26 protein-coding genes are annotated in these 17,933 nt (G+C 64.2%); 11 read left to right on the plus strand and 15 right to left on the minus strand.

Going from position 1 to position 17,933, the window contains the following annotated elements; all coding sequences use genetic code 11:
- Window positions 1–2: 2 nt before the first annotated feature.
- Entirely contained in the window at window positions 3–770 is a 768-nt protein-coding gene (locus tag AC1GI4_RS17545) for a glutaredoxin family protein (protein ID WP_017980773.1), read from the minus strand.
- A 72-nt stretch (window positions 771–842) separates the two neighbouring features.
- Here AC1GI4_RS17545 and AC1GI4_RS17550 point away from each other — a divergent pair, with 72 nt between their 5' ends.
- Entirely contained in the window at window positions 843–1,247 is a 405-nt protein-coding gene (locus AC1GI4_RS17550) for a MerR family DNA-binding protein (protein ID WP_101750172.1), read from the plus strand.
- A 40-nt stretch (window positions 1,248–1,287) separates the two neighbouring features.
- Here the strand turns inward: AC1GI4_RS17550 and AC1GI4_RS17555 are convergent, their stop codons facing one another.
- The 12 genes from AC1GI4_RS17555 to AC1GI4_RS17610 all read right to left on the minus strand — a co-directional run bounded on the left by AC1GI4_RS17555 (window position 1,288) and on the right by AC1GI4_RS17610 (window position 10,090).
- Window positions 1,288–1,806 carry a hypothetical protein gene (locus tag AC1GI4_RS17555; RefSeq protein ID WP_231376781.1) on the minus strand — a complete coding sequence of 173 codons (519 nt, stop codon included), beginning with the start codon at window positions 1,804–1,806 and terminating at the stop codon, window positions 1,288–1,290.
- 93 nt (window positions 1,807–1,899) lie between these two features.
- Complete coding sequence (locus tag AC1GI4_RS17560; protein WP_018251203.1) at window positions 1,900–2,856, minus strand: c-type cytochrome; 957 nt, start codon at window positions 2,854–2,856, stop codon at window positions 1,900–1,902.
- Window positions 2,853–3,740 carry an MBL fold metallo-hydrolase gene (locus AC1GI4_RS17565; protein ID WP_018251202.1) on the minus strand — a complete coding sequence of 296 codons (888 nt, stop codon included), beginning with the start codon at window positions 3,738–3,740 and terminating at the stop codon, window positions 2,853–2,855. Before AC1GI4_RS17565 ends, AC1GI4_RS17560 begins: the two co-directional genes overlap by 4 nt.
- Window positions 3,741–3,761: 21 nt before the next feature.
- Window positions 3,762–4,403: a DsbA family protein gene (locus AC1GI4_RS17570; RefSeq protein WP_026189135.1), complete on the minus strand. Its 642-nt coding sequence runs from the start codon at window positions 4,401–4,403 to the stop codon at window positions 3,762–3,764.
- A 2-nt stretch (window positions 4,404–4,405) separates the two neighbouring features.
- Complete coding sequence (locus AC1GI4_RS17575; protein ID WP_056432835.1) at window positions 4,406–5,032, minus strand: DsbA family protein; 627 nt, start codon at window positions 5,030–5,032, stop codon at window positions 4,406–4,408.
- Window positions 5,029–5,808 (minus strand): TlpA disulfide reductase family protein, encoded by a 780-nt coding sequence (locus AC1GI4_RS17580; protein ID WP_234419289.1) that lies wholly within the window; start codon window positions 5,806–5,808, stop codon window positions 5,029–5,031. Before AC1GI4_RS17580 ends, AC1GI4_RS17575 begins: the two co-directional genes overlap by 4 nt.
- Before the next feature lie 29 nt (window positions 5,809–5,837).
- Window positions 5,838–6,620, minus strand: coding sequence for a sulfite exporter TauE/SafE family protein (locus tag AC1GI4_RS17585; RefSeq protein WP_018251198.1), 783 nt, complete (start codon window positions 6,618–6,620; stop codon window positions 5,838–5,840).
- Window positions 6,617–7,849, minus strand: a complete 1,233-nt coding sequence (locus tag AC1GI4_RS17590; protein WP_018251197.1) for an NAD(P)/FAD-dependent oxidoreductase — start codon at window positions 7,847–7,849, stop codon at window positions 6,617–6,619. The genes AC1GI4_RS17585 and AC1GI4_RS17590 overlap by 4 nt, the downstream gene beginning before the upstream one ends.
- Window positions 7,846–8,280, minus strand: coding sequence for a protein tyrosine phosphatase family protein (locus tag AC1GI4_RS17595; RefSeq protein ID WP_018251196.1), 435 nt, complete (start codon window positions 8,278–8,280; stop codon window positions 7,846–7,848). The genes AC1GI4_RS17590 and AC1GI4_RS17595 overlap by 4 nt, the downstream gene beginning before the upstream one ends.
- A gap of 18 nt (window positions 8,281–8,298) precedes the next feature.
- On the minus strand, window positions 8,299–8,724 hold the full coding sequence (locus AC1GI4_RS17600) for a DUF6691 family protein (RefSeq protein WP_018251195.1): 426 nt from the start codon (window positions 8,722–8,724) through the stop codon (window positions 8,299–8,301).
- Window positions 8,724–9,161 (minus strand): YeeE/YedE family protein, encoded by a 438-nt coding sequence (locus AC1GI4_RS17605; RefSeq protein WP_170172224.1) that lies wholly within the window; start codon window positions 9,159–9,161, stop codon window positions 8,724–8,726. The genes AC1GI4_RS17600 and AC1GI4_RS17605 overlap by 1 nt, the downstream gene beginning before the upstream one ends.
- Complete coding sequence (locus AC1GI4_RS17610; RefSeq protein ID WP_018251193.1) at window positions 9,161–10,090, minus strand: MBL fold metallo-hydrolase; 930 nt, start codon at window positions 10,088–10,090, stop codon at window positions 9,161–9,163. Before AC1GI4_RS17610 ends, AC1GI4_RS17605 begins: the two co-directional genes overlap by 1 nt.
- A gap of 72 nt (window positions 10,091–10,162) precedes the next feature.
- Here AC1GI4_RS17610 and AC1GI4_RS17615 point away from each other — a divergent pair, with 72 nt between their 5' ends.
- The 3 genes from AC1GI4_RS17615 (at window position 10,163) to AC1GI4_RS17625 (ending at window position 11,767) form a co-directional block, all read left to right on the plus strand.
- Window positions 10,163–10,786, plus strand: a complete 624-nt coding sequence (locus AC1GI4_RS17615) for a peroxiredoxin (RefSeq protein ID WP_018251192.1) — start codon at window positions 10,163–10,165, stop codon at window positions 10,784–10,786.
- Window positions 10,783–11,193 carry an ArsR/SmtB family transcription factor gene (locus AC1GI4_RS17620; protein ID WP_018251191.1) on the plus strand — a complete coding sequence of 137 codons (411 nt, stop codon included), beginning with the start codon at window positions 10,783–10,785 and terminating at the stop codon, window positions 11,191–11,193. Before AC1GI4_RS17615 ends, AC1GI4_RS17620 begins: the two co-directional genes overlap by 4 nt.
- A 70-nt stretch (window positions 11,194–11,263) precedes the next feature.
- The gene (locus AC1GI4_RS17625) at window positions 11,264–11,767 is read left to right on the plus strand and encodes a DsrE family protein (protein WP_018251190.1); all 504 of its coding nucleotides are present in this window, start codon (window positions 11,264–11,266) and stop codon (window positions 11,765–11,767) included.
- Window positions 11,768–12,028: 261 nt separating this feature from the next.
- On the opposite strand, the gene AC1GI4_RS17630 is transcribed toward AC1GI4_RS17625, so the two are convergent.
- Entirely contained in the window at window positions 12,029–12,652 is a 624-nt protein-coding gene (locus tag AC1GI4_RS17630; RefSeq protein ID WP_170172280.1) for a recombinase family protein, read from the minus strand.
- Window positions 12,653–12,932: 280 nt separating this feature from the next.
- On the opposite strand from AC1GI4_RS17630, the gene AC1GI4_RS17635 reads away from it, so the two are divergent.
- The 5 genes from AC1GI4_RS17635 (at window position 12,933) to AC1GI4_RS17655 (ending at window position 16,140) form a co-directional block, all read left to right on the plus strand.
- Window positions 12,933–13,181 carry an AbrB/MazE/SpoVT family DNA-binding domain-containing protein gene (locus tag AC1GI4_RS17635; RefSeq protein WP_056366715.1) on the plus strand — a complete coding sequence of 83 codons (249 nt, stop codon included), beginning with the start codon at window positions 12,933–12,935 and terminating at the stop codon, window positions 13,179–13,181.
- Window positions 13,174–13,572, plus strand: a complete 399-nt coding sequence (locus AC1GI4_RS17640) for a type II toxin-antitoxin system VapC family toxin (protein WP_082545427.1) — start codon at window positions 13,174–13,176, stop codon at window positions 13,570–13,572. The genes AC1GI4_RS17635 and AC1GI4_RS17640 overlap by 8 nt, the downstream gene beginning before the upstream one ends.
- Before the next feature lie 100 nt (window positions 13,573–13,672).
- Entirely contained in the window at window positions 13,673–14,668 is a 996-nt protein-coding gene (locus tag AC1GI4_RS17645; protein WP_170172278.1) for a restriction endonuclease, read from the plus strand.
- A 123-nt stretch (window positions 14,669–14,791) separates the two neighbouring features.
- Window positions 14,792–15,673 carry a tyrosine-type recombinase/integrase gene (locus AC1GI4_RS17650; RefSeq protein ID WP_240955085.1) on the plus strand — a complete coding sequence of 294 codons (882 nt, stop codon included), beginning with the start codon at window positions 14,792–14,794 and terminating at the stop codon, window positions 15,671–15,673.
- Window positions 15,674–15,693: 20 nt separating this feature from the next.
- Window positions 15,694–16,140, plus strand: a complete 447-nt coding sequence (locus AC1GI4_RS17655) for a hypothetical protein (RefSeq protein ID WP_170172277.1) — start codon at window positions 15,694–15,696, stop codon at window positions 16,138–16,140.
- 71 nt (window positions 16,141–16,211) lie between these two features.
- On the opposite strand, the gene AC1GI4_RS17660 is transcribed toward AC1GI4_RS17655, so the two are convergent.
- Window positions 16,212–16,730, minus strand: a complete 519-nt coding sequence (locus tag AC1GI4_RS17660; protein WP_170172276.1) for a hypothetical protein — start codon at window positions 16,728–16,730, stop codon at window positions 16,212–16,214.
- Window positions 16,731–16,783: 53 nt separating this feature from the next.
- On the opposite strand from AC1GI4_RS17660, the gene AC1GI4_RS17665 reads away from it, so the two are divergent.
- Both AC1GI4_RS17665 and AC1GI4_RS17670 read left to right on the plus strand, forming a co-directional pair.
- On the plus strand, window positions 16,784–16,945 hold the full coding sequence (locus tag AC1GI4_RS17665; protein WP_170172275.1) for a hypothetical protein: 162 nt from the start codon (window positions 16,784–16,786) through the stop codon (window positions 16,943–16,945).
- Window positions 16,946–16,993: 48 nt separating this feature from the next.
- On the plus strand, window positions 16,994–17,833 hold the full coding sequence (locus AC1GI4_RS17670; protein WP_170172274.1) for a GIY-YIG nuclease family protein: 840 nt from the start codon (window positions 16,994–16,996) through the stop codon (window positions 17,831–17,833).
- Window positions 17,834–17,933 lie beyond the last annotated feature (100 nt).

The following is a 17,933-nucleotide window of genomic DNA, read 5'->3' on the forward strand; positions in this document are numbered from 1 at the left end:
CGTCAGTGCGCCATCGCCAGCACGGGCGGCGCAGCGATCATCCACAGCGCCATCGCGACCATCATCAGGTTTTCGGTGAGCGAGATGAAGCCGAGCGGCACGTTGCTGTCCCCGCCCACGCACGCGCATTTCAGCTCACGCTTGTCGATGTAGACGGCCTTGAACACCGACACCGCGCCGATCGTACCGATAACGAGCGCGACGGGCACCGACAGCCAGGTCAACGCGCCGGCTGCCATCAGGACGCCCGCCGCTCCTTCCGCGTAGGGATAGACATAGGAATAGGGCACCCAGCGCTTCGCGAGCAGATCGTAGTTGAGGAACATGCTCGAGAAGCTCTCGACGTTCTGGAGCTTGAGCATCGCCAGAGCGCACATCGAGAACGCGATGAACCATTCACCCGCCCGCACCGTGAAGGGCGTGCCGAGTACCGCATAGCTGGCGGCGAGCGCCATCAGCGCCGTCATCGCGAACACGGCAATCACCGGGCGATAGGTGACGGCCTTGGGGTCGCGGACCATCTTGCCGAAGAAGCGGCGCAGATCGTCATAGCCGCCGACCCGCTCCCCGGCGATAAAGATCTGCGGGGTCGTCTTGACGCCGTGCTTCGCCTTGAAAGCGTCGGTTTCTTCCCGCGTCATCAGCCAATGGTCATCGACCGCATAGCCTTCCCGGCGCAGAAGATCCTTCGCCTTCAGCCCGAAAGGGCAGGTATGTTCCGGCATCACCATCCGGTAGATCGTCGCCTGTTTGGCGGGGGCGCTCGCCATGCCGCTTCTCCAATATCCTCGCCCCGCCTATATAGGGTCCGTACCATAGTACGGAGTCAAGGCATGACCGGCATGACGATCGCGGCGCTCGCGCGCGAGGGCGGCGTCGGCGTCGAAACGGTGCGCTACTATCAGCGTCGCGGTTTGCTGGACGAGCCAGACCGGCCGACCGGGGCTGGCGCCGGAGGCGGCATCCGGCGCTACGGCACCGATGACGCCCGCCGCCTTCGCTTCATCCGCTCGGCGCAGGCAGCCGGTTTCACGCTCGAGCAGATCGGTGAGCTTCTGGCGCTGGATGCGACCGACGATCGCGCGCGTGCGCGCCAGCTCGCCCATGAGCAGATGGCGGCGCTGGATGCGAAGATCGCCGAGCTTGAACAGGCGCGTGCTTCGCTGCGTCGGCTTGCCAGCGAGTGCGGCTCGGGATCGGCAGGGCCGTGCCCAATCCTGACAGCGTTCGATTCACCGACTGAGTGATCTTTGATTAGCTCCCAGGCGGTCAGCAGGAGATTTCGGATCAGGCAAATAGATCGCCGATCGCACGCATACGGAAGGCGTTGATCCACCGACGTCGGCGATGCTCGCTGGCGTCGTGGCGCATGTGGCACCGCTGGCAGAGTGCAGCGAGGTTGCGTGGTCGGTTATCGCTCGGATCATGGTTCAGATGCGCGCTAGCAAGAACCACGCGCGTGATCCGCACTTGTGAAGGTGGATCAATGCCGACGAAGCCAGGTTGCGCGCATAAGAGGGCGTCGGGCGGCGGCAGGCGGCGAACGCACCTGCCCTGCCCGTTGCGCCACCTGCTTATGTCCTCATCCCACCAAACACCATCGCCCAGATGCAGCACATGACGACCATGCGGGCGCTGACAATGTTCGCAGCGTCCTTTGGCGCGGCCAAACCGGATGAAGGCAGATAGTTCACGCCAGTCAATCGGGTAGAGCCAGCGATGTTCACGCGCGATTGGCATAACAATTCTATGATTCAGTATCGTGGAGAACGAAAGCAGAAAACAGCAGTGACTCAACTTATCCATTACGGCTAGGTCACTAAGCGATTAGCTGACTTGGCTACTCAAGGAATGGTGTCAAAACCGTTCGGTTGTGACACTGGTTAGGAAGCCGAGCGATCAGCTGCCAAGCATTTTTCCGTCAATCTCCTGACCATAATAGTCCCCTTTGGGGTGAAACTGCTTACGTGCGCTCTCGACAGTCCCGGTCTGCCGCGGATCGCGGGGTCGCTCGCGACTATCGACATAGGCGGCGACATCCCACGCCTGCTGATCCGTCAGCGTGTTGCCCTCACCATAAGGCATGTTGGCCTTGATGAACCCGGCAGCCGACGCCAGCCCGGTCATGCCCGCACCCCAATTGTAGGAGCGCGCTCCCCACAGCGGCGGGATAGTATAGCTGCCGTCCGGGTTCGCCTGCCCTTGGCCGTTCGCACCGTGGCATGATGCGCACTGGCCGGCGAACACAATCGCGCCGCGAACCGGATCGTGCCCGATCGGGGTTGTGGCGAGCTTTATGAACCCGCGACCGGGCAGCGGCTTGCCGGATGGCGCGCCGGTCGCGAGCCAGGCGAAATAGCTCTGGAGATCGCGGTAGATATCGTCGCCATAGGGCGGCGGGGCGCCGGCTTTCGAGGCGGGCGCGTTCATCGAGTAGAGGAAGCAGTCGCGGATGCGATCCTCCATCGTGTTCACCCGGCCGTTCTTCGCGCGATAAGCTGGGTAGCTGACCCAGGCCGCCCACATCGGGGACGCATCGGCCTTCCGCCCGGCATCGAGGTGACAGTTGCTGCACGTCAGGCCGTTGCCGACGTACTGGCCGGCATGAGCCGCGCTCGCGGTGAAGATCAGTCGACCGCGCCGGATCGCGTCGCCGTCCGGCCCGGCGGGGATGGTGCTTTCCGCCGGTGGCGAAAAGGCGGCGTCCGCTGCTACCTCGACGGGTGCCTGCACGGGCGCGTCAGACTGCCCTACCTTGTAGGTGACGACGAGGACGAGCAGCGCGGCGGTAATGGCGAAGATGATACGCTGGGCATCGCCATCATCACCGGGCGTTGGCGGCGTTGGTTCGGTCATTTGCCCGCGCCGAAGTGGTTGAGCGGCACCTTGAGGAACGCTGTGCCGCACGCCTCCGGCTCCGGCAGGCGACCGCCGCGGATGTTCACCTGGAGCGCGGCAAGCATCAGGTCCGGCAGCGGCAGGGTTGCGTCGCGCTTCTCGCGGGTGGCGACGAACTCGGCCTCACCGATGCCGTTGTGCACATGGATGTTGTCACGACGCTGGTCCGCCACGGTCGATCGTCCAAAGACTTCGCGCCCGTCCTTGCCGTAGTCGTGGCCGACATAGGTCGCGGTGCTGGGCGGCAGTTCGAGGATCGCCCGGATCGAGCGCCACAGCGCGCGCGCGTTGCCGCCTGGAAAGTCAGCCCGACTGGTGCCGCTGTCGGGCACCATCAGCGTGTCGTGGACGAACGCCGCGTCGCCGACGACGTAGGTGATCGAGGCGAGCGTGTGGCCGGGCGACAGCATGACGTGCGCGTCGAGCGAGCCGATCCTGAACTGCTCGCCATCGGCGAACAGGCGATCCCACTGGCTACCATCGACGGGCAGGTCGGGCAGGCAGTAGATGTCCTGCCAGAGCTTCTGCACCTCCACGACCTTGGTGCCGATCGCGGTTTTGCCCCCTGTCTTTTCCGCGAGATACGGCGCGGCCGAGAAGTGATCGGCATGGGGATGGGTATCGAGCACCCATTCCACAGTAAGTCCCTTGGCGCGGACATATTCGAGGATCATATCGGCATTGTCGGTTGCGGTCGCACCGGCACGGGGATCGAAGTCGAGGACCGGATCGATAATCGCGGCGGTCTTCGTGGCTTCGTCGACCACGACATACTGGAAGCTGCCGGTGCGCTCGTCATGGAGCGACGCAACCGTCATGCCCTTGTGATTATACTCGATCATGTTTCGTATCCTCTCGCATCGTCAGCTTTCTTCCCGCGCACGCGCGAACAGCCGTTGGAAATCGCTGGCGTCGATCGCGCCCATCACCAGCATGGGACCGGCAAGATAACCCGGGGTGCCCGCCAGTCCGATCGAATAGGCTTCCTGTCCGTTCGCCCGCAGGCGGGCTGCGACAGCGTCCGCGTGGGCGGCAAGCCAGGTCATCGCGCGCAGCCAATCGCCGCCAGCGCGCATCACGACGTCCCGCAACACGTCGTCGTCGATCGTGCGGCTGTCCGTCATCAACGCACGATGGACGGTCGGGTAAACTCCCTGTTCGGCGCACGCGAGCGCCACGCTTGCGGCACGTTCGGATGGCGGACCGAAGATGGGCCAATCCTTGTAGATGACCCGCACCTTGCCGTCGCGTTGCACAGCCTCTTCCAGGGCGGAAAATCCATGACGGCAGGCCGGGCAACGATAGTCGGTGAACACGGCAAGCCGGAGCGTAGCATCGGCAGGTCCGTCCTCGGGCGAGCCGTTACCGGCAAGGATCAGGTCGGCGGTCGGCCCGACGTCGCGCCCGATCGGGGCGGTACGCCGTAGAACCTGCCCGACTGCCCAACCACCCACGACCACCGCGCCCAAGCCGGCAAGCTGTCTCCGATTGAGCGGCCCGGGCATGGTCAGCGCGCCGCTGGTTTTTTGCGCGCTTCCGCGACGAGACGACGCAACGTCGGGAGATCGACAGCACCGGCGACGACCTGCGAGCCGACGATCAGCGCTGGTGTTCCGTTGAAACCGATCGCCTGGGCGATGCTATCGGTGCGCGTAAGCAGCGCGTCGATTTCGGCGCCACGGTTCTTCAAATCGCGTTGCAGACGGGGCCAGTCGACCTTGGCTTTGGCAGCCGCTGCCTTGACGCCCGCGCTGTCGAGCCGCGCCGGCGAGGTCATCAGGGCCTCGTGAAAGGCGGCATGCCTGCCCTGCCATTGGCTCGCGACAGCCGCGCGTGACGCCTCACGCGAGGCAGGTCCGAAGATCGGCCAGTCCCGGTACACGACCCGTACCTTCGGGTCGGAGCGAAGCAGGGCGTTCAGCACCGGCTCCATGCGACGGCAATAGGGGCAGTTATAGTCGAAAAACTCGACAACCGTGACGTCGTAGGTCCTGCCGGCGCGCTTGGGAGCCACGGGATCGTCAACGACCGCCTTGCGCGACAGATCGGGCTGCTGGGCCATGAGAGGCGTGATCGGCGCGGCGAAGGCAAGCGCGGCCAGGAGGCCCCGAGACAACAGGTTGCGACGATTCATCGGTGTTTCCTTGCTAATTCGATTCCATCGGCGAGCGCAGCGCGTGACAATTCACCGAGCTGGAGCTGTACGATCGTGCCGTCGCCCGCAACGAAGGCCGTTGCGGGATACCCCGCCACCTTCAGGGCTTGAGAAAGGCCACGATCGGGGTCGAGCGCGACATGGCGCGCTCCGATATTTTCACGGCCGAGAAAACCGCTGACGATCGCTTGCGCCTCGCCCTGATCGGCAAGAAGGATCGGGACCTCGCCAGGGCGCGACGCAACCGCATCGAGCATCGGCAGCTCACGCCGACACGGACCGCACCATGTCGCCCACAGGTTGACCACGAAGGGCCTGCCACGGAAGCGATCGAGTGGAAGCGGCGCGCCGGACGGGGTTGTCAGGTTGAGATGATAGGGGAACGGGCCGTAGGTCACGGGAGGGATCAGCGCCTGAAGCGAGAACCAGAGGCCACCCGCAACAGCCAACGCTCCCCAGCCTGCCGCCAGCGCGCTTGAGCGGCCAAGCCGGATCGCCAGCATCGCCGCAGCGCCCAGAAGCCCTGCAACGGGGGAAAAGCCACCCTGCCACACGGCAAGGATGGACAGCGGAGCGCCGGTGTAGCTCGACCAATGCGCTGCGACGTAACCGATCCGTGCCGTGACCAGTCCAGCGACGATGGCGCTGGTGGAGACCGTCGATACGCGAGGGAAGCGGAACCGACCGGCCAGTGTCGTGAGGCCAAGGAACACGACGATGCACAGCACGGCAAGCCCGCGATCGACGGCCAGCATCAGCGGCCCGATGGCAATCGCACCCGCCATCAGAGAAACGCGGCCGCGCTTTTCCAGAGCATGTAGGCCGCCACCACGAAGATCAGGACGGCGAAGACCGTGGTGAGCGTGCCGCCCGTACCGAGGCGCTTCGCGATGCGCGTGCCGATCAAGCCGCCGACAACTCCACCGGCGATGAACACGAAAGCCAGCGGCCAGTCCACCAGACCCGAAAATGCGTAATTGGCGGCCGTCGTCAGCCCGAACGCGGTGACGGCGATCAATGACGTGCCGACGGCGTTCAGGATCGGCATGCCCGTCGATCCGATCAGGCCGGGGACGATCAGAAAGCCCCCGCCGATGCCGAAGAAGCCCGAGAACAGACCGGTGCCGAGGCCGTAGCCCAGCACCTTCGGCGCCTTTTCCCGGTTGCACTCCGCCCCCGGGTTGCCCGTGTCACCGCGCCCGCGCAGCATCAGGACGCCGACGACGACCATGACCAGTGCGAACAGGAACAGGAGCTTGCCGCCGTCGACGGCCTTGCCCGCGGTAGAGCCGAACAGGGCGCCGATGACGCCGGCGGTCGCATACATGCCGCCACAGCGCCATTTGACGTTATGCGCCCTTGCATGGCCGATCAGCCCCGTGGCGGCGTTAGCCGCGACGGCGAACGCGCTCGTGCCGATGGCGAGATGGGCGTCGGGCACGCGCACCAGATAGACCATGAGTGGGACGGCGAGGATCGAGCCGCCCCCGCCGACAAGCCCGAGGGTAAAGCCCACCAGGCTGCCGGATAACGCACCCAGCAGATACTGGATCGGTTCGAGGGTCATGCCGCTTTGCCGATCTTATGCGGAGCCGCCATCCATTCATGGCCTTTCAGCATGCCTTGCCAGTAAATCGGGGGCAGCATCCGCTCCTTCAGGAACCAGGCAGCGCGCGTCGGGCGCGTGCCGTTCAGCAGCCACGACGGAAAGCTGGGGAGCAGTTTTCCACCATAGCCGAACTCGGCGAGGACGATCTTGCCGCGCTCGACGGTGAGCGGGCACGACCCATAGCCGTCATAGTCGACAACAGGAGGCTTGCCTTCGAGTGCGGCGAGCGCGTTGACCGCCACCACGGGTGCCTGCTTGCGGGCTGCCGCAGCCGTCTTCGCATTGCTCGTCCCCGCAGCATCGCCCAAGGCAAAGACGTTGTCGTATCGCTTGTGGCGCAGCGTCGCCTCATCGACCTCGACGAAGCCGTTTGCCGCCGCGAGCGAACTTTTGGCAACGACGTCATGCGACACCTGCGGCGGCACGACGTGGAGCATGTCGAACCCGCGCTCGATCCGCTCGCTGACACCGTTCTGCTTGCGCTCGAAGGTGGCAATACGCCGATCGGCGTCGACCGCGACGAGGTTGGATTCGAGCTTGAGGTTGATCCTATACTTCTCGACATATTCCATCAGCGCAGGGACATAGGTCGCGACGCCGAACAGCGCCGCACCGGCGTTGTGAAATTCGACGTCGATCGCGGGGAGAACACCGCGTTCGCGCCAGATGTCGCAGGACAGGTACATCGCCTTTTGAGGCGCGCCGGCGCACTTGATCGGCATCGGCGGTTGCGAGAACAGCGCGCGTCCCCGCTGCAATTCCTGGACAAGCTGGTAGGTGTAGGGCGCCAGATCGTAGCGGTAGTTGGACGTGACCCCGTTGCGGCCCAACGCTTCGGTAAGCCCCGCGATCTTCTCCCACGCCAAACGCAGGCCGGGGGCGACGATCAGGACACGATAGGCGATCGTATCCCCGTCGCCCAGGGTGATCGCCTGACGCTCGGGGTCGATGGTGATCGCCGGCAGCCGGATCCATTCGACGCCCTTGGGCATGACATCGGCTTCGGCCTTGCGGGTCTGTTCGGGGGTGAAAACGCCTGCCCCGACTAACGTCCAACCGGGCTGGTAATAATGGTCCCGGGCCGCATCGACGACCGCGATCGACACCTTGGCGTTACGTTTCAGGATGCTGGCGGCGGTTGCGATGCCCGCAGCTCCGCCTCCGATGATGACGATGTCGTAGGTCATTTGCCGGTTCTTTCGGACCGGCGAGCGAGCGCCGGCTTCAGATCGGCCAGGTCGTACCCGGCTGCCTTGGCCTGACCGACGATCGTTTCGGGATCGGCATGACTCGCCTCCGCCAGCGCCCATAGGGTAGCCGCCCGCGTGCCGCTTCGGCAGAAGCCGAGCGTCGGTCCCGGCAGCGCAGTCAGCGCTTCCTTCATCCGGTCCGCATCGGCATCGGTCGCCTTGCCCGGCACGATCGGGACATGGGCGAACGCAAGGCCGTGTTCTTCGGCGATCCGGGCCATCTCGTGTGCGCTCGGCTGTCCCTGCTCCTCGCCATTTGGCCGGCTCGAAACGATCGAGCGAAACCCCGCCTGTGCGGCGGCAGCGACATCATCCCGGGTGAGCTGGGGAGCAGCCGAGAAGGACGGTGTGATCTTCTTGAAGGCCATGTAATGTCTCCTGTCCGGTCACGCCGAACGGCGTGGGATGAGTGCGAAGCGGTGGATGGCTGCGCCGAGCGCCATTGCAGCGGTGAAGAGCAGCGCGGGGGCAGGCTGGATCGCGAGCGCGGCGATGGCGGGGCCGGGGCACAGGCCGACAAGGCCCCAGCCTATGCCGAACAGGGCGGCACCGCCGAGGAGGCGCGCGTCGATCGGCGACGTGGCCGGCGTATGGAATTGCTCCGCGACGATCGGCGTAGAGCGTCCACGCACGATGAGCCAGGCTATCGCCATCGGCAGGATCGCTCCCGCCATGACGAATGCCAGGGTCGGGTCCCAGGCACCGGCGACGTCGAGAAACGCCCGTACCCGCGCAGGATCGATCATGCCGGACACGGCGAGGCCGGCGCCGAACAGCGTGCCGCTGACGAGCGAAAGAAGGCTCTGGCGCATCACGATACCACTCCCGCGAGACGCATGAGGGTCACGGTGGCGATGCCGGTCGCCATGAACGTGCCGGTCGCGACGATGGACCGCGGCGACAGGCGCGACAGGCCGCAGACGCCGTGACCGCTGGTGCACCCCGCGCCGAGCCGCGTCCCGATCCCGACGATCAGCCCGGCGACGGCGATCAGCCCGAGCGACGTCGGGAAGCGAGCTTCCACATTCACATTGGCTGCGGTCAGCGCCGCGCCCAGGGGCAGCCCCGCCGTGAAAAGCAAGGCCATCATCCAAGGCGCTCCCCCTTCAGAGAGAGCGAGGACACGCGCGAACATGCCGCTGACCCCGGCGATGCGGCCGTTGCCCAGCAACATGATCGCCGCAGCGAACCCGATCATCAGGCCGCCGATGAAGCCGGCAAGCGGCATGGCATGGGGAAATCCGGGCATCACAGCGTATCCAGTGGAATCTTGAGGTAGCGGGTGCCGTTGACTTCCGGCTCCGGCAGATGGCCGCCGCGCATATTGACCTGCACCGATGGCAGGATGAGCTTGGGCATCGACAAGGTGGCGTCCCGACTGGTGCGCATCGCGACGAAGTTGTCTTCGTCCACCCCCTCATGAACGTGGACGTTGCCGACGCGCTGCGCGCCCACGGTCGTCTCCCAGACATACCGGTCGCGCCCCGCAGCCTTGTAGTCGTGGCACAGGAACAGCCGCGTCTCGTCGGGCAACTGCATCAGTCGACGGATCGAGCGGAATAGCTGGCGCGCATCACCACCGGGGAAGTCTGCGCGTGCGGTGCCGTAGTCCGGCATGAACAGGGTATCGCCGGTGAAGACTGCGTCGCCGATGACATAGGCCATATCGGCGGGGGTGTGCCCCGGCACATGCAGCGCGATGGCCTCGATGTCGCCGATCGTAAAACGGTCGCCATCGTCGAACAGGTGGTCGAACTCGGAGCCGTCCCGTTCGAAGTCGGTGCCGGCGTTGAAAATCTTGCCGAAGACGTTCTGCACGCGAATGATGTCGCGGCCGATCGCGAGCTGACCGCCCAGCGCCTTTTGCAGATAGGGCGCCGCAGACAGGTGGTCGGCATGAGCATGGGTTTCGAGCAGCCAGTCGACCGAAAGGCCGTGCTCCCGCACATAAGCGATTACCGCATCCGCCGACGCCGTATTGGTGCGACCGGCCGCAGCGTCGAAGTTCAGGACACTGTCAACGATCGCCGCCTTTCGCGTGGCGGGGTCCCAGACGACGTAGGTCGCGGTGTTGGTCGGCTCGTCGAAGAACGAGTGAACGACCGGCGCTACCGCCGCCTTCGCACGTTCAATCTGCGCAACTGCCTCATTCAACGCCGATTCCACGATCGCCTCCAATTATTGATTTCATGGTTTATGTAGTTGTGTAATCCGCTTGCGTCAACGGGCTGCCCGTGCCATCTGAAAAGCATGGAAACGATGGATGCAGACGTACCGCGCTCGTTGCGCATCGGGGACGCGGCCCCGAATTTCACCGCCCGCACGACGCAGGGCGCGATGTCGCTCGATCAGTATCGTGGTCGTTGGGTCGTGTTCTTTTCGCACCCGGCTGATTTCACGCCGGTCTGCACCAGCGAGTTCGTGGCCCTGGCGAAGGCCGCACCGCAATTCGAGGAGCTCGACTGCGCCTTGCTCGGGCTGTCGGTTGACAGCCTGTATTCGCATGTCGCCTGGTTGCGCGCGATCAAGGATGTCTTCGGTGTAGAGGTGCCGTTCCCGGTCGTGGAAGACCCGTCGATGGCGGTGGGTTACGCCTATGGCATGCTTGACGAACAGGCCGGCGACGCCTCGGCCGTGCGCGCGACCTATTTCATCGATCCTGAGGGCATCATCCGTGCGCTCAACTGGTATCCGATGAACGTCGGGCGATCGGTCGACGAGATGCTCCGCACGGTGAGGGCATTGCAGCGATCGGCCGATGGGCAGGCCTATACGCCGGCCGACTGGCAGCCGGGTGACGACGTCCTGCTCCCGCCCGCCTTGCCGTGCAGCGCCGGTGCCGACTGGTTTCATCAGTTGAAGGCCGATCGATGACGGCGATCCATCAATCCCGCGCGATCGCCGATGCGGCGGTCGAAAAGCTGCGCGTGTTCGCTCAACCCCAGCGCCTCATGATCCTGTCCTATCTGCTGGGCGGTGAGCGGCAGGTTGCGGACATAGAGGCTGCGACCGGCGTGACCCAGCCGGCCCTCAGCCAGCAGCTTGCCGAGCTGCGCCGCGCCGAGCTGGTGAAGACGAGACGCGAGGCAAAGCAGGTCCATTACCGGCTCGCCGATGACGCAGCCGCAATGTGCGTGCGCACGCTCGAGGCGATATTCGGCGCCGATGATCTAGCCGTGCATGAGGCAGCGCCCGCTTCCCGACCGTCGCGAGCGCGCGGGGCGTCGGCTGCCACGCGGCCGCAAAATATAGGCGCAGCCGTATTTGCGAGGGTCGGATAATCATTCCGGTTTCGAAAGGACAAACCAGATGCGGCTTCCCGCTATCGCAGTTGCAGGATGCTTGGCCGTCATGAGCAGTGCCGGGTCAGCAGGCGTCACCGCGCAACAACCCGTGATTGCCGGCTATGGCAGGATCACGCCGGTAGAAGGCGCGGTTGAGCGGCCGGACCACTCGCTGCGATATCGTGTGCTGTTCAGTGTGACGAAGGCGGCGTCATCTCCCGACAAGGTCAATCCCTCGCTGGAGAAGGTCGCACGCTTCCTGAACCTGCTCGGGGCGGACGGCGTGCGGCCGGCACAGGGAGATGTGATCGTGATCGTCCACGGGCCGGCGACACCGATTATTGCCGATGATGAGGCATATGCGACGAAAACCGGTGCCACGACGAACCCCAATCTTGCCTTGATAGCGGCGCTAAGGCGGGCAGGCGTGTCCGTTCGAGTGTGCAGCCAGGCTTTAGTCGGGAATGGGATCGCTCCGGTCACGGTCGATAAGGCTATCGAAGTCGATGTCTCGGCTCTCACCACAATGGCGACATTGCAGATACGTGGTTGGGCGCTGATCCCTGACTGATCGTACCGAACTTCCTGTTTTATCATTCCAGTCCGTAACGCGGCCGGTGTCACAACCGTCCGGTTGTGACACCTGCGTAGCACCCCAGCTTTTCCGCGGGTCTACAGGTGTCGGAACCCCGTGTCAGAATGGCAGGTTGGAAGCGACTATGCGCGATTATCCTGCGGTGATACCCAGGATGCCGCTCTGCTGCTCCACGCGGAGACCAATCCGCGGTGGGGTTCGGTCTGCCACGACCCGCAGGTAAAACATGTACGGTACTCAACTAGTCTTCTGCGGCTGAGCGGCCCTTGAGCGGTGGAGCGCGGTCACGCGCTTGACGTGGGCGATGCTGCACCCGGCGAGCTCCGCGGTCTTCGCGATGCTCATGCCCGCCTCGCGCAGACCTACGATGCGCCGGTGGTGGGCGAGGTCCGGCTTGCGGCCGGTGTACCGCCCCGCCCGCTTGGCAATCTCGATGCCCTCGCGTTGCCGCTCGCGCCGGGTCTCGTAGTCATCCCGCGCCGTCTGCAGCGCGACCCGCAGCAGCATGTCCTGCACCGCCTCCAGCACGATGCGCGCCACGCCTGCGCTATCAGCTACCAAGTCCGACAGGTCCACAATGCCCGGCACCGCCAGCCGAGCCCCCCTGCCCCGGATAGCATCCACCAGCAGTTCCGCTTCCTGCAGAGGCAGGCGGCTGATGCGGTCGATCTTCTCGGCCACCACCACCTCGCCCGGCTGCAGGTCCGCCACCATGCGCAGCAGCTCCGGCCGGTCCGGTCGCGCGCCCGACGCCTTCTCCCGGTATACGGCCGCGACATAAAAGCCGGCCGCCCGCGCACCAGCCACAATGCTCTCCTGCCGCGTCAGGTCCTGCTCGTCCGTGCTTACCCGCAAATACACCCGCGCCGCCCTAACCTCGCTGCCTGCCACCTGCTCATCACTCCTACTTGGCGTTGTTGGGTATACCCATACGAGCCACGGCTGCGGCAATCGGCTCAGAATAGCAAGTCCCGATCCTGTCGAGCCTAGCTCAACAAGCCAGACCTAAGTAGCTATCGGGCGCGGACATGAACGACCACTGATCACCAAAGCCGTAGAAGTGCCCTGCTTCGCGCTACCTTTCAGCGGCAAAAGCCGGTATGGGTATGGTGGTTGGGTCAGGCAAGCGAGTTTAGTGTAGATGGAAGCACAGAGGGTCAAGATTGTGGACGGCGGTAAACTCGTGATTCCGGCGGCTATGCGCCGGGAGCTCGGGATCACTACGGGTGACACCGTTCTCGTCGATGTGGACGATGGCGAGTTGCGGGTACGTTCCGTGCCGAGAGCGCTTGAACGTGCTCGCGCCATCCTGCGCAGGTATGTGCCCGAAGGCGTCGGTTTGGCTGACGAGCTGATTGCGGAGCGCCGGCGCGAGGCGGAGCGTGAGTAGCAAGGTCGTACTCGACGCCTCCGCCCTGCTCTGCCTTCTCAACGACGAACCCGGGGCGGATCGGGTAGTCGACGTTCTCACTCGTAGCATCATCGGAACGACCAACCTCGCCGAGGTCGTCTCCAAGCTTCGGGACCGAGGATTGCCGCTCGACGAGGTACGTGAGGCGCTTGGCGGGCTGCACCTCGATGTCCGGCCGCTCTCCCCTGCCCAGGCGCTTATCATAGGCGACCTTCGGCCTCCGACGAAGGCGCTTGGTCTTTCGCTTGGTGACCGAGCGTGCCTTGCCTTGGCGATCGACCTGCAGGCGGAAATGTTCACGACGGATGGCCCGTTGGCGAGCGCGGATGTGGGAATCACCATCACCAACGTACGGCCGCTTGCGGGGTGATCGCACATTCGTGCTTTTGGGTACGGTTCAGCAGGTTGCCATGCTTGCCGTAATCTCACCAGACGAGACGATGTGAACGTCCATAGGATATGTCGAACCGATGAACGAGAAGCAGGCGCGGCAACTCTTACGAACGGCCGACGAGGATGAGCCAGTCTTGTTAACGCCAGCCGTTCTTCAGAAGCTCGACGTGAGCGATGTTCAGGACGGCTGCGGGTTTCAGATTGGTCAGATCAAGGGCGGTGTCCACCACCTAGATTGGAACGGAACCGTCTACCGGCGCGGTAGTGCTCTGGTCGGGGAAGCCGATCATACATGGACACGCAAATACTGGTACTCGCCCATTGGTCTCGAGCAGTACCTCGACCTGATTAGACGAGCTGTTGAAGCCCGGCAGAAGTCTTCCGGCGATACCGAGGTGTCCTACCAAGATGATGACGGCGCGTATGTCGCGTTGCGCTTCGAAATCACCACGGCAGAGACGAACCTCTCGAAAGCCTACCTTGCAGTCCGCAGGGTCGCCGAGCAAGTAGAGGAGGCCGCTTCAGATGCAGCAGACGAGGTAGGACAGCGCATCGCTGAGATAGCGGCGCGCCTTTCCGGTTGGGGGAGCCTGTCTCTCGACGCGCTGGTAGATGCGGTGGAGAATGCATCGAACAATCAAGCTAAGGGTCGCTCGCTCGAAGAGCTGTGCGCTCGCCTTTTCGAGACTGTGGCGGGGATGACCGTCTCCCAGCGTATCCTCACCGAGACCGAGGAGATCGACATTTCTCTTTTAAACGGCAGCAATGAGACCCGGTTGAAGCGTGAGGGAGCAATCATCCTAGCCGAGTGTAAGAATTGGTCAGGCAAGTGTGGGAAGAACGAGTTTGTTGTTTTTCGATCGAAGCTTGAGAATAGGGCTCAGCGAGCGACTCTCGGGTTTTTGATTTCATGGAACGGGTTCACCGAGACCGTCACGAAGGAGATGCTGAGAGGAAGCCGCGAAGACTTGTTAATCGTGCCGCTAGCGGGGGATGACCTTCGTCGGGCTGTTCGTGACGGCGACTTCACCAACGTCATGCTTCGAGCGTGGGACGCTTCTGTCGCAATGTAACGGAATCTGGGCCGACTTCCCCACGGATGGGTCGTCGAGAGCGGCTGAGCGCAACAAACGGCTGAATGTCTGCCGTTTAAGGCGAGTATCCACCATTTTGAGGTGCCTCTGGAAGGGGCGGCCTTGTCCACTGTTTCAGGAAAACCGACAGCTGCGGATTGGGCGATTTTCACCACCTGGTGCGCGGAGCGTAGTGAATGTCCGCTGCCCGCGTCGGCCGAGCTGGTGCGGCGCTTCGTCGCTTGGGAGGCGGATCGCGGACGCTCGCCGGCAACGATCGAGCGCCGGGTGGCGGCGATCGGGCACTATCACCGTGCCGAAAACTTGGTCGCGCCGACCGCGCAGCCCGATGCCGGCAGACTGCGCGAGACAATGGCGGGGGTCCGCAACAGCCACGGCGGCAAAAAGACGCGCAAGCGCGCGGCCGACGCTAACATCCTCGAGGCGATGCTCGGCGCCTTTCCCGGCGACGGGCTGCGCGCGCTGCGGGATCGGGCGGTGCTGGCGATCGGGATGGCCGCGGCGCTGCGGCGCTCCGAGCTGGTGGCGCTCACCGTCAGCGACGTCGAGCTCGTGGCCGAGGGGCTGCGTGTTATCATCGGGCGGTCTAAGACCGATCAGGAGCAGGAAGGCGCGGAGGTGGCTGTGCTCGAAGGGTCGCGGTTACGGCCCAAGGCGCATCTTCTCGCCTGGATGGCAGCGGCCGGGCACAACAATGGGCTGCTCTTTCGCCGGCTGACGCGCGGGGATGAGCTGACGCCGGAGGGGATGAGCGATCGGGCAGTGGCGCGACTGGTCCAGGCTGCGGCGCGTAAGGTCGGGCTCGACGAACGACAGTTCGCCGGCCACTCGCTGCGCGCCGGCTTTCTAACCGAGAGCGCCGCCCGCGGCGCGACGATCTTCAAGATGCAGGAGGTCAGTCGGCACAAGACAGTGCAGATCCTTTCGGAGTATGTTCGCTCGGCCGAGCGGTTCAAGGATCATGCGGGGAGAGGCTTCTTGTGATCAGACGCCTTATTGGGATCGTGAACGATCGGCTCCCCGGTAGTTTGTTCGCGCGAGGAAGTTTACGGCTACTGGTCGGCACAGCTGTAGCGGTCCCGATCTACAACCTTCTTGTTGTGATGCCGGATAAGTCCATCTCCGACTGGTTCAAAGTGCCGCTCTGCGTCGTCTTTGCGCTCTGTGCCGCTCTGACGAGCATTCCTGCTGGTGCGTCTCTAAGGCACAACCTTGATCAAGAAACTCGGCTACATCGCGCAGTGGGCACCTACTTCCTGTTTCTGGCTCTCCTCATCTTTCAAGCTCTCGCCTTTCCGGCGCTGAAGGCTACGTGGGAATCATCTCAGCCGACTTTCATCGCGGCGGGAACTCTTGTGGCCGTTGAAGCTCTGGTTCTGTCGTACCTTAAAAAGATAGCGTGGGACCGCGCTGTCAAACTAACCGGGGACTCAGTAGCCCATGGTCAGTGAGTGACACATGATCGATGACCATGCAGGCCGCACAACATCTTTGCCTGAGCGCTTCTGCAGATCAGGCCCTTTCAGGCGGTCCCGAAAGTGCTGAGCGATTGTGGAGTGAGCATGCGTATCGACAGCTCCCCATGTGCGCCGAGCTGCTCAAGCAGCGCAATGCTGTGGTCCTCGACGTCGCCGGGATGCTCAAAGACCTCCATCGTATAGCAACCCCGCGCCATGTCGCAGCCGGGCGTGTCCCTCGCGACGCGCGAATATGGCTCCGGCCAGCGGCAGACCAGCACCCAAGGCCACCCCTCCTCCGGCGGCTCGTAGCGGGAGATCAGGACGTTGTCGGCGACCATTGCCGACGGGCGTCGATCGAGGAGGTCAGGCGCGACCACGGCTGAGCGTGGCTCGTCGAGAAAGCGGTCCAGCTCGGCGCGTTCCTCGTCGGTTTCCAGGATGATTGCATAGTAGCGGCCGAGTGCCAGCCCCGCCCCGCGGTGTCGGACGGGCATGTCGATCAACATTACGCTCGGCGCGGCGATCATCGGCGAGGGATAGAGCATGCGCTCGCGCGCGAGGGTCTGCGAAAGGGGATACATGGTGCTGATCGGCCGTTTCCAGTTTACCTGTGCGGTCGGGGAGATATGGTCGCATGATGACCGACATCGAGCAACTCTCCGCGGAGCAATGGTGCGAACGGATCCAATCGCTTAGCGACCGTGACGTGATCGCCCTGTACGAGCGGGAGGAAGGTCGGGGGCCGATCGCCGACGTCGCCGCCGATGAGATGGAGCGTCGCAATCTCGATTACTGACGCTCGGCCGACCGGCGCTGCCACAACCCTGCTCGTGATCTTCAACGCATGGCGCTGAGGTTCAATGCCCTGCTGGACGACGCCGGCGTTGCGCCGGCTGAGGTCCGGCTCCTCCGGCATCAGACCCAGGCGGGCGCGGGCCGCACGCCTTACTCGCTGTGGCGCGACGATCGAGCGGGCTTCCTGACCTACCAGAGCCTGCAGACGGCACAGAACCGGCCGCGCCTCGCCGGCAGCTACTGGGCGAGCTTTGTTGTGACGCCTGCGGCCGCGACGCTGTTCGTCGGCTTGTATGAGGTGTCGCTGATCGGGGACGCTCCTGACGATCTGGTCGACCCCTTACGTCACAAGCTCGCCACGGAAGGCGGCGCGCGGCCGCTTGATCTCTACGCGCAGCGCTCGATCGCCGCGCTCGAGAACTTGGTCGGCCGTGTGACGATCGACTGGGGTGCCGGGACCCGCAGCTGGATCCAGCGCGCCGGCAGTCAGTCGAAGCCGATCCTCGAACTGAGCCGGTCCTTTCAGGAGGAGGCATTCCCCGGCTACGTGCGGTTCCTCGGCAACTTGTCGACTCTCGAGGCGCTGCCGAAAGGGTGGATCGCGGCGCTGGCGGCCGCGCGCGGGGTGTACCTGCTGACCTGCCCCCGCACCCGCGAGCAGTATGTCGGGTCGGCGACCGGCGAGAGCGGGTTCTTCGGCCGCTGGCTGACCTATGCCGGCGACGGTCACGGCGGGAACGTCGGATTGAAGAGCCGCGACCCGAGCGACTATCAAGTCAGCATTCTCGAGGTGAGCGGATCTAGCGCCACGGGCGAGGAGATCATCGCTGCCGAGCAACTCTGGAAAGCGAAGCTTCAAAGCCGCGAGATGGGACTGAACCGAAACTGACTTCGCGCCTGGCAGCTGGGCTGCATGGGGCGCTGTGTTTGGCTGGCGCGGAGCCAGCGTGGCAGATTGTTGTTGGCCAAACGCAGAGCAGTTCCTAGAA

The organism is Sphingomonas sp. 77B, assembly GCF_056497825.1.

Coding starts and splice junctions, on each gene's coding strand:
- AC1GI4_RS17620 (WP_018251191.1), top strand. CDS start 10,783: ATGACGGCGATCCATCAATCCCGCGCGATCGCCGATGCGGCGGTCGAA.
- AC1GI4_RS17660 (WP_170172276.1), bottom strand. CDS start 16,730: ATGTATCCCCTTTCGCAGACCCTCGCGCGCGAGCGCATGCTCTATCCC.
- AC1GI4_RS17600 (WP_018251195.1), bottom strand. CDS start 8,724: ATGCGCCAGAGCCTTCTTTCGCTCGTCAGCGGCACGCTGTTCGGCGCC.
- AC1GI4_RS17580 (WP_234419289.1), bottom strand. CDS start 5,808: ATGCTGGCCGTCGATCGCGGGCTTGCCGTGCTGTGCATCGTCGTGTTC.
- AC1GI4_RS17575 (WP_056432835.1), bottom strand. CDS start 5,032: ATGAATCGTCGCAACCTGTTGTCTCGGGGCCTCCTGGCCGCGCTTGCC.
- AC1GI4_RS17570 (WP_026189135.1), bottom strand. CDS start 4,403: ATGCCCGGGCCGCTCAATCGGAGACAGCTTGCCGGCTTGGGCGCGGTG.
- AC1GI4_RS17585 (WP_018251198.1), bottom strand. CDS start 6,620: ATGACCCTCGAACCGATCCAGTATCTGCTGGGTGCGTTATCCGGCAGC.
- AC1GI4_RS17560 (WP_018251203.1), bottom strand. CDS start 2,856: ATGACCGAACCAACGCCGCCAACGCCCGGTGATGATGGCGATGCCCAG.
- AC1GI4_RS17550 (WP_101750172.1), top strand. CDS start 843: ATGACGATCGCGGCGCTCGCGCGCGAGGGCGGCGTCGGCGTCGAAACG.
- AC1GI4_RS17670 (WP_170172274.1), top strand. CDS start 16,994: ATGGCGCTGAGGTTCAATGCCCTGCTGGACGACGCCGGCGTTGCGCCG.
- AC1GI4_RS17545 (WP_017980773.1), bottom strand. CDS start 770: ATGGCGAGCGCCCCCGCCAAACAGGCGACGATCTACCGGATGGTGATG.
- AC1GI4_RS17645 (WP_170172278.1), top strand. CDS start 13,673: ATGAACGAGAAGCAGGCGCGGCAACTCTTACGAACGGCCGACGAGGAT.
- AC1GI4_RS17565 (WP_018251202.1), bottom strand. CDS start 3,740: ATGATCGAGTATAATCACAAGGGCATGACGGTTGCGTCGCTCCATGAC.
- AC1GI4_RS17615 (WP_018251192.1), top strand. CDS start 10,163: ATGGAAACGATGGATGCAGACGTACCGCGCTCGTTGCGCATCGGGGAC.
- AC1GI4_RS17595 (WP_018251196.1), bottom strand. CDS start 8,280: ATGGCCTTCAAGAAGATCACACCGTCCTTCTCGGCTGCTCCCCAGCTC.
- AC1GI4_RS17635 (WP_056366715.1), top strand. CDS start 12,933: ATGGAAGCACAGAGGGTCAAGATTGTGGACGGCGGTAAACTCGTGATT.
- AC1GI4_RS17590 (WP_018251197.1), bottom strand. CDS start 7,849: ATGACCTACGACATCGTCATCATCGGAGGCGGAGCTGCGGGCATCGCA.
- AC1GI4_RS17625 (WP_018251190.1), top strand. CDS start 11,264: ATGAGCAGTGCCGGGTCAGCAGGCGTCACCGCGCAACAACCCGTGATT.
- AC1GI4_RS17605 (WP_170172224.1), bottom strand. CDS start 9,161: ATGCCCGGATTTCCCCATGCCATGCCGCTTGCCGGCTTCATCGGCGGC.
- AC1GI4_RS17555 (WP_231376781.1), bottom strand. CDS start 1,806: ATGGATAAGTTGAGTCACTGCTGTTTTCTGCTTTCGTTCTCCACGATA.
- AC1GI4_RS17665 (WP_170172275.1), top strand. CDS start 16,784: ATGATGACCGACATCGAGCAACTCTCCGCGGAGCAATGGTGCGAACGG.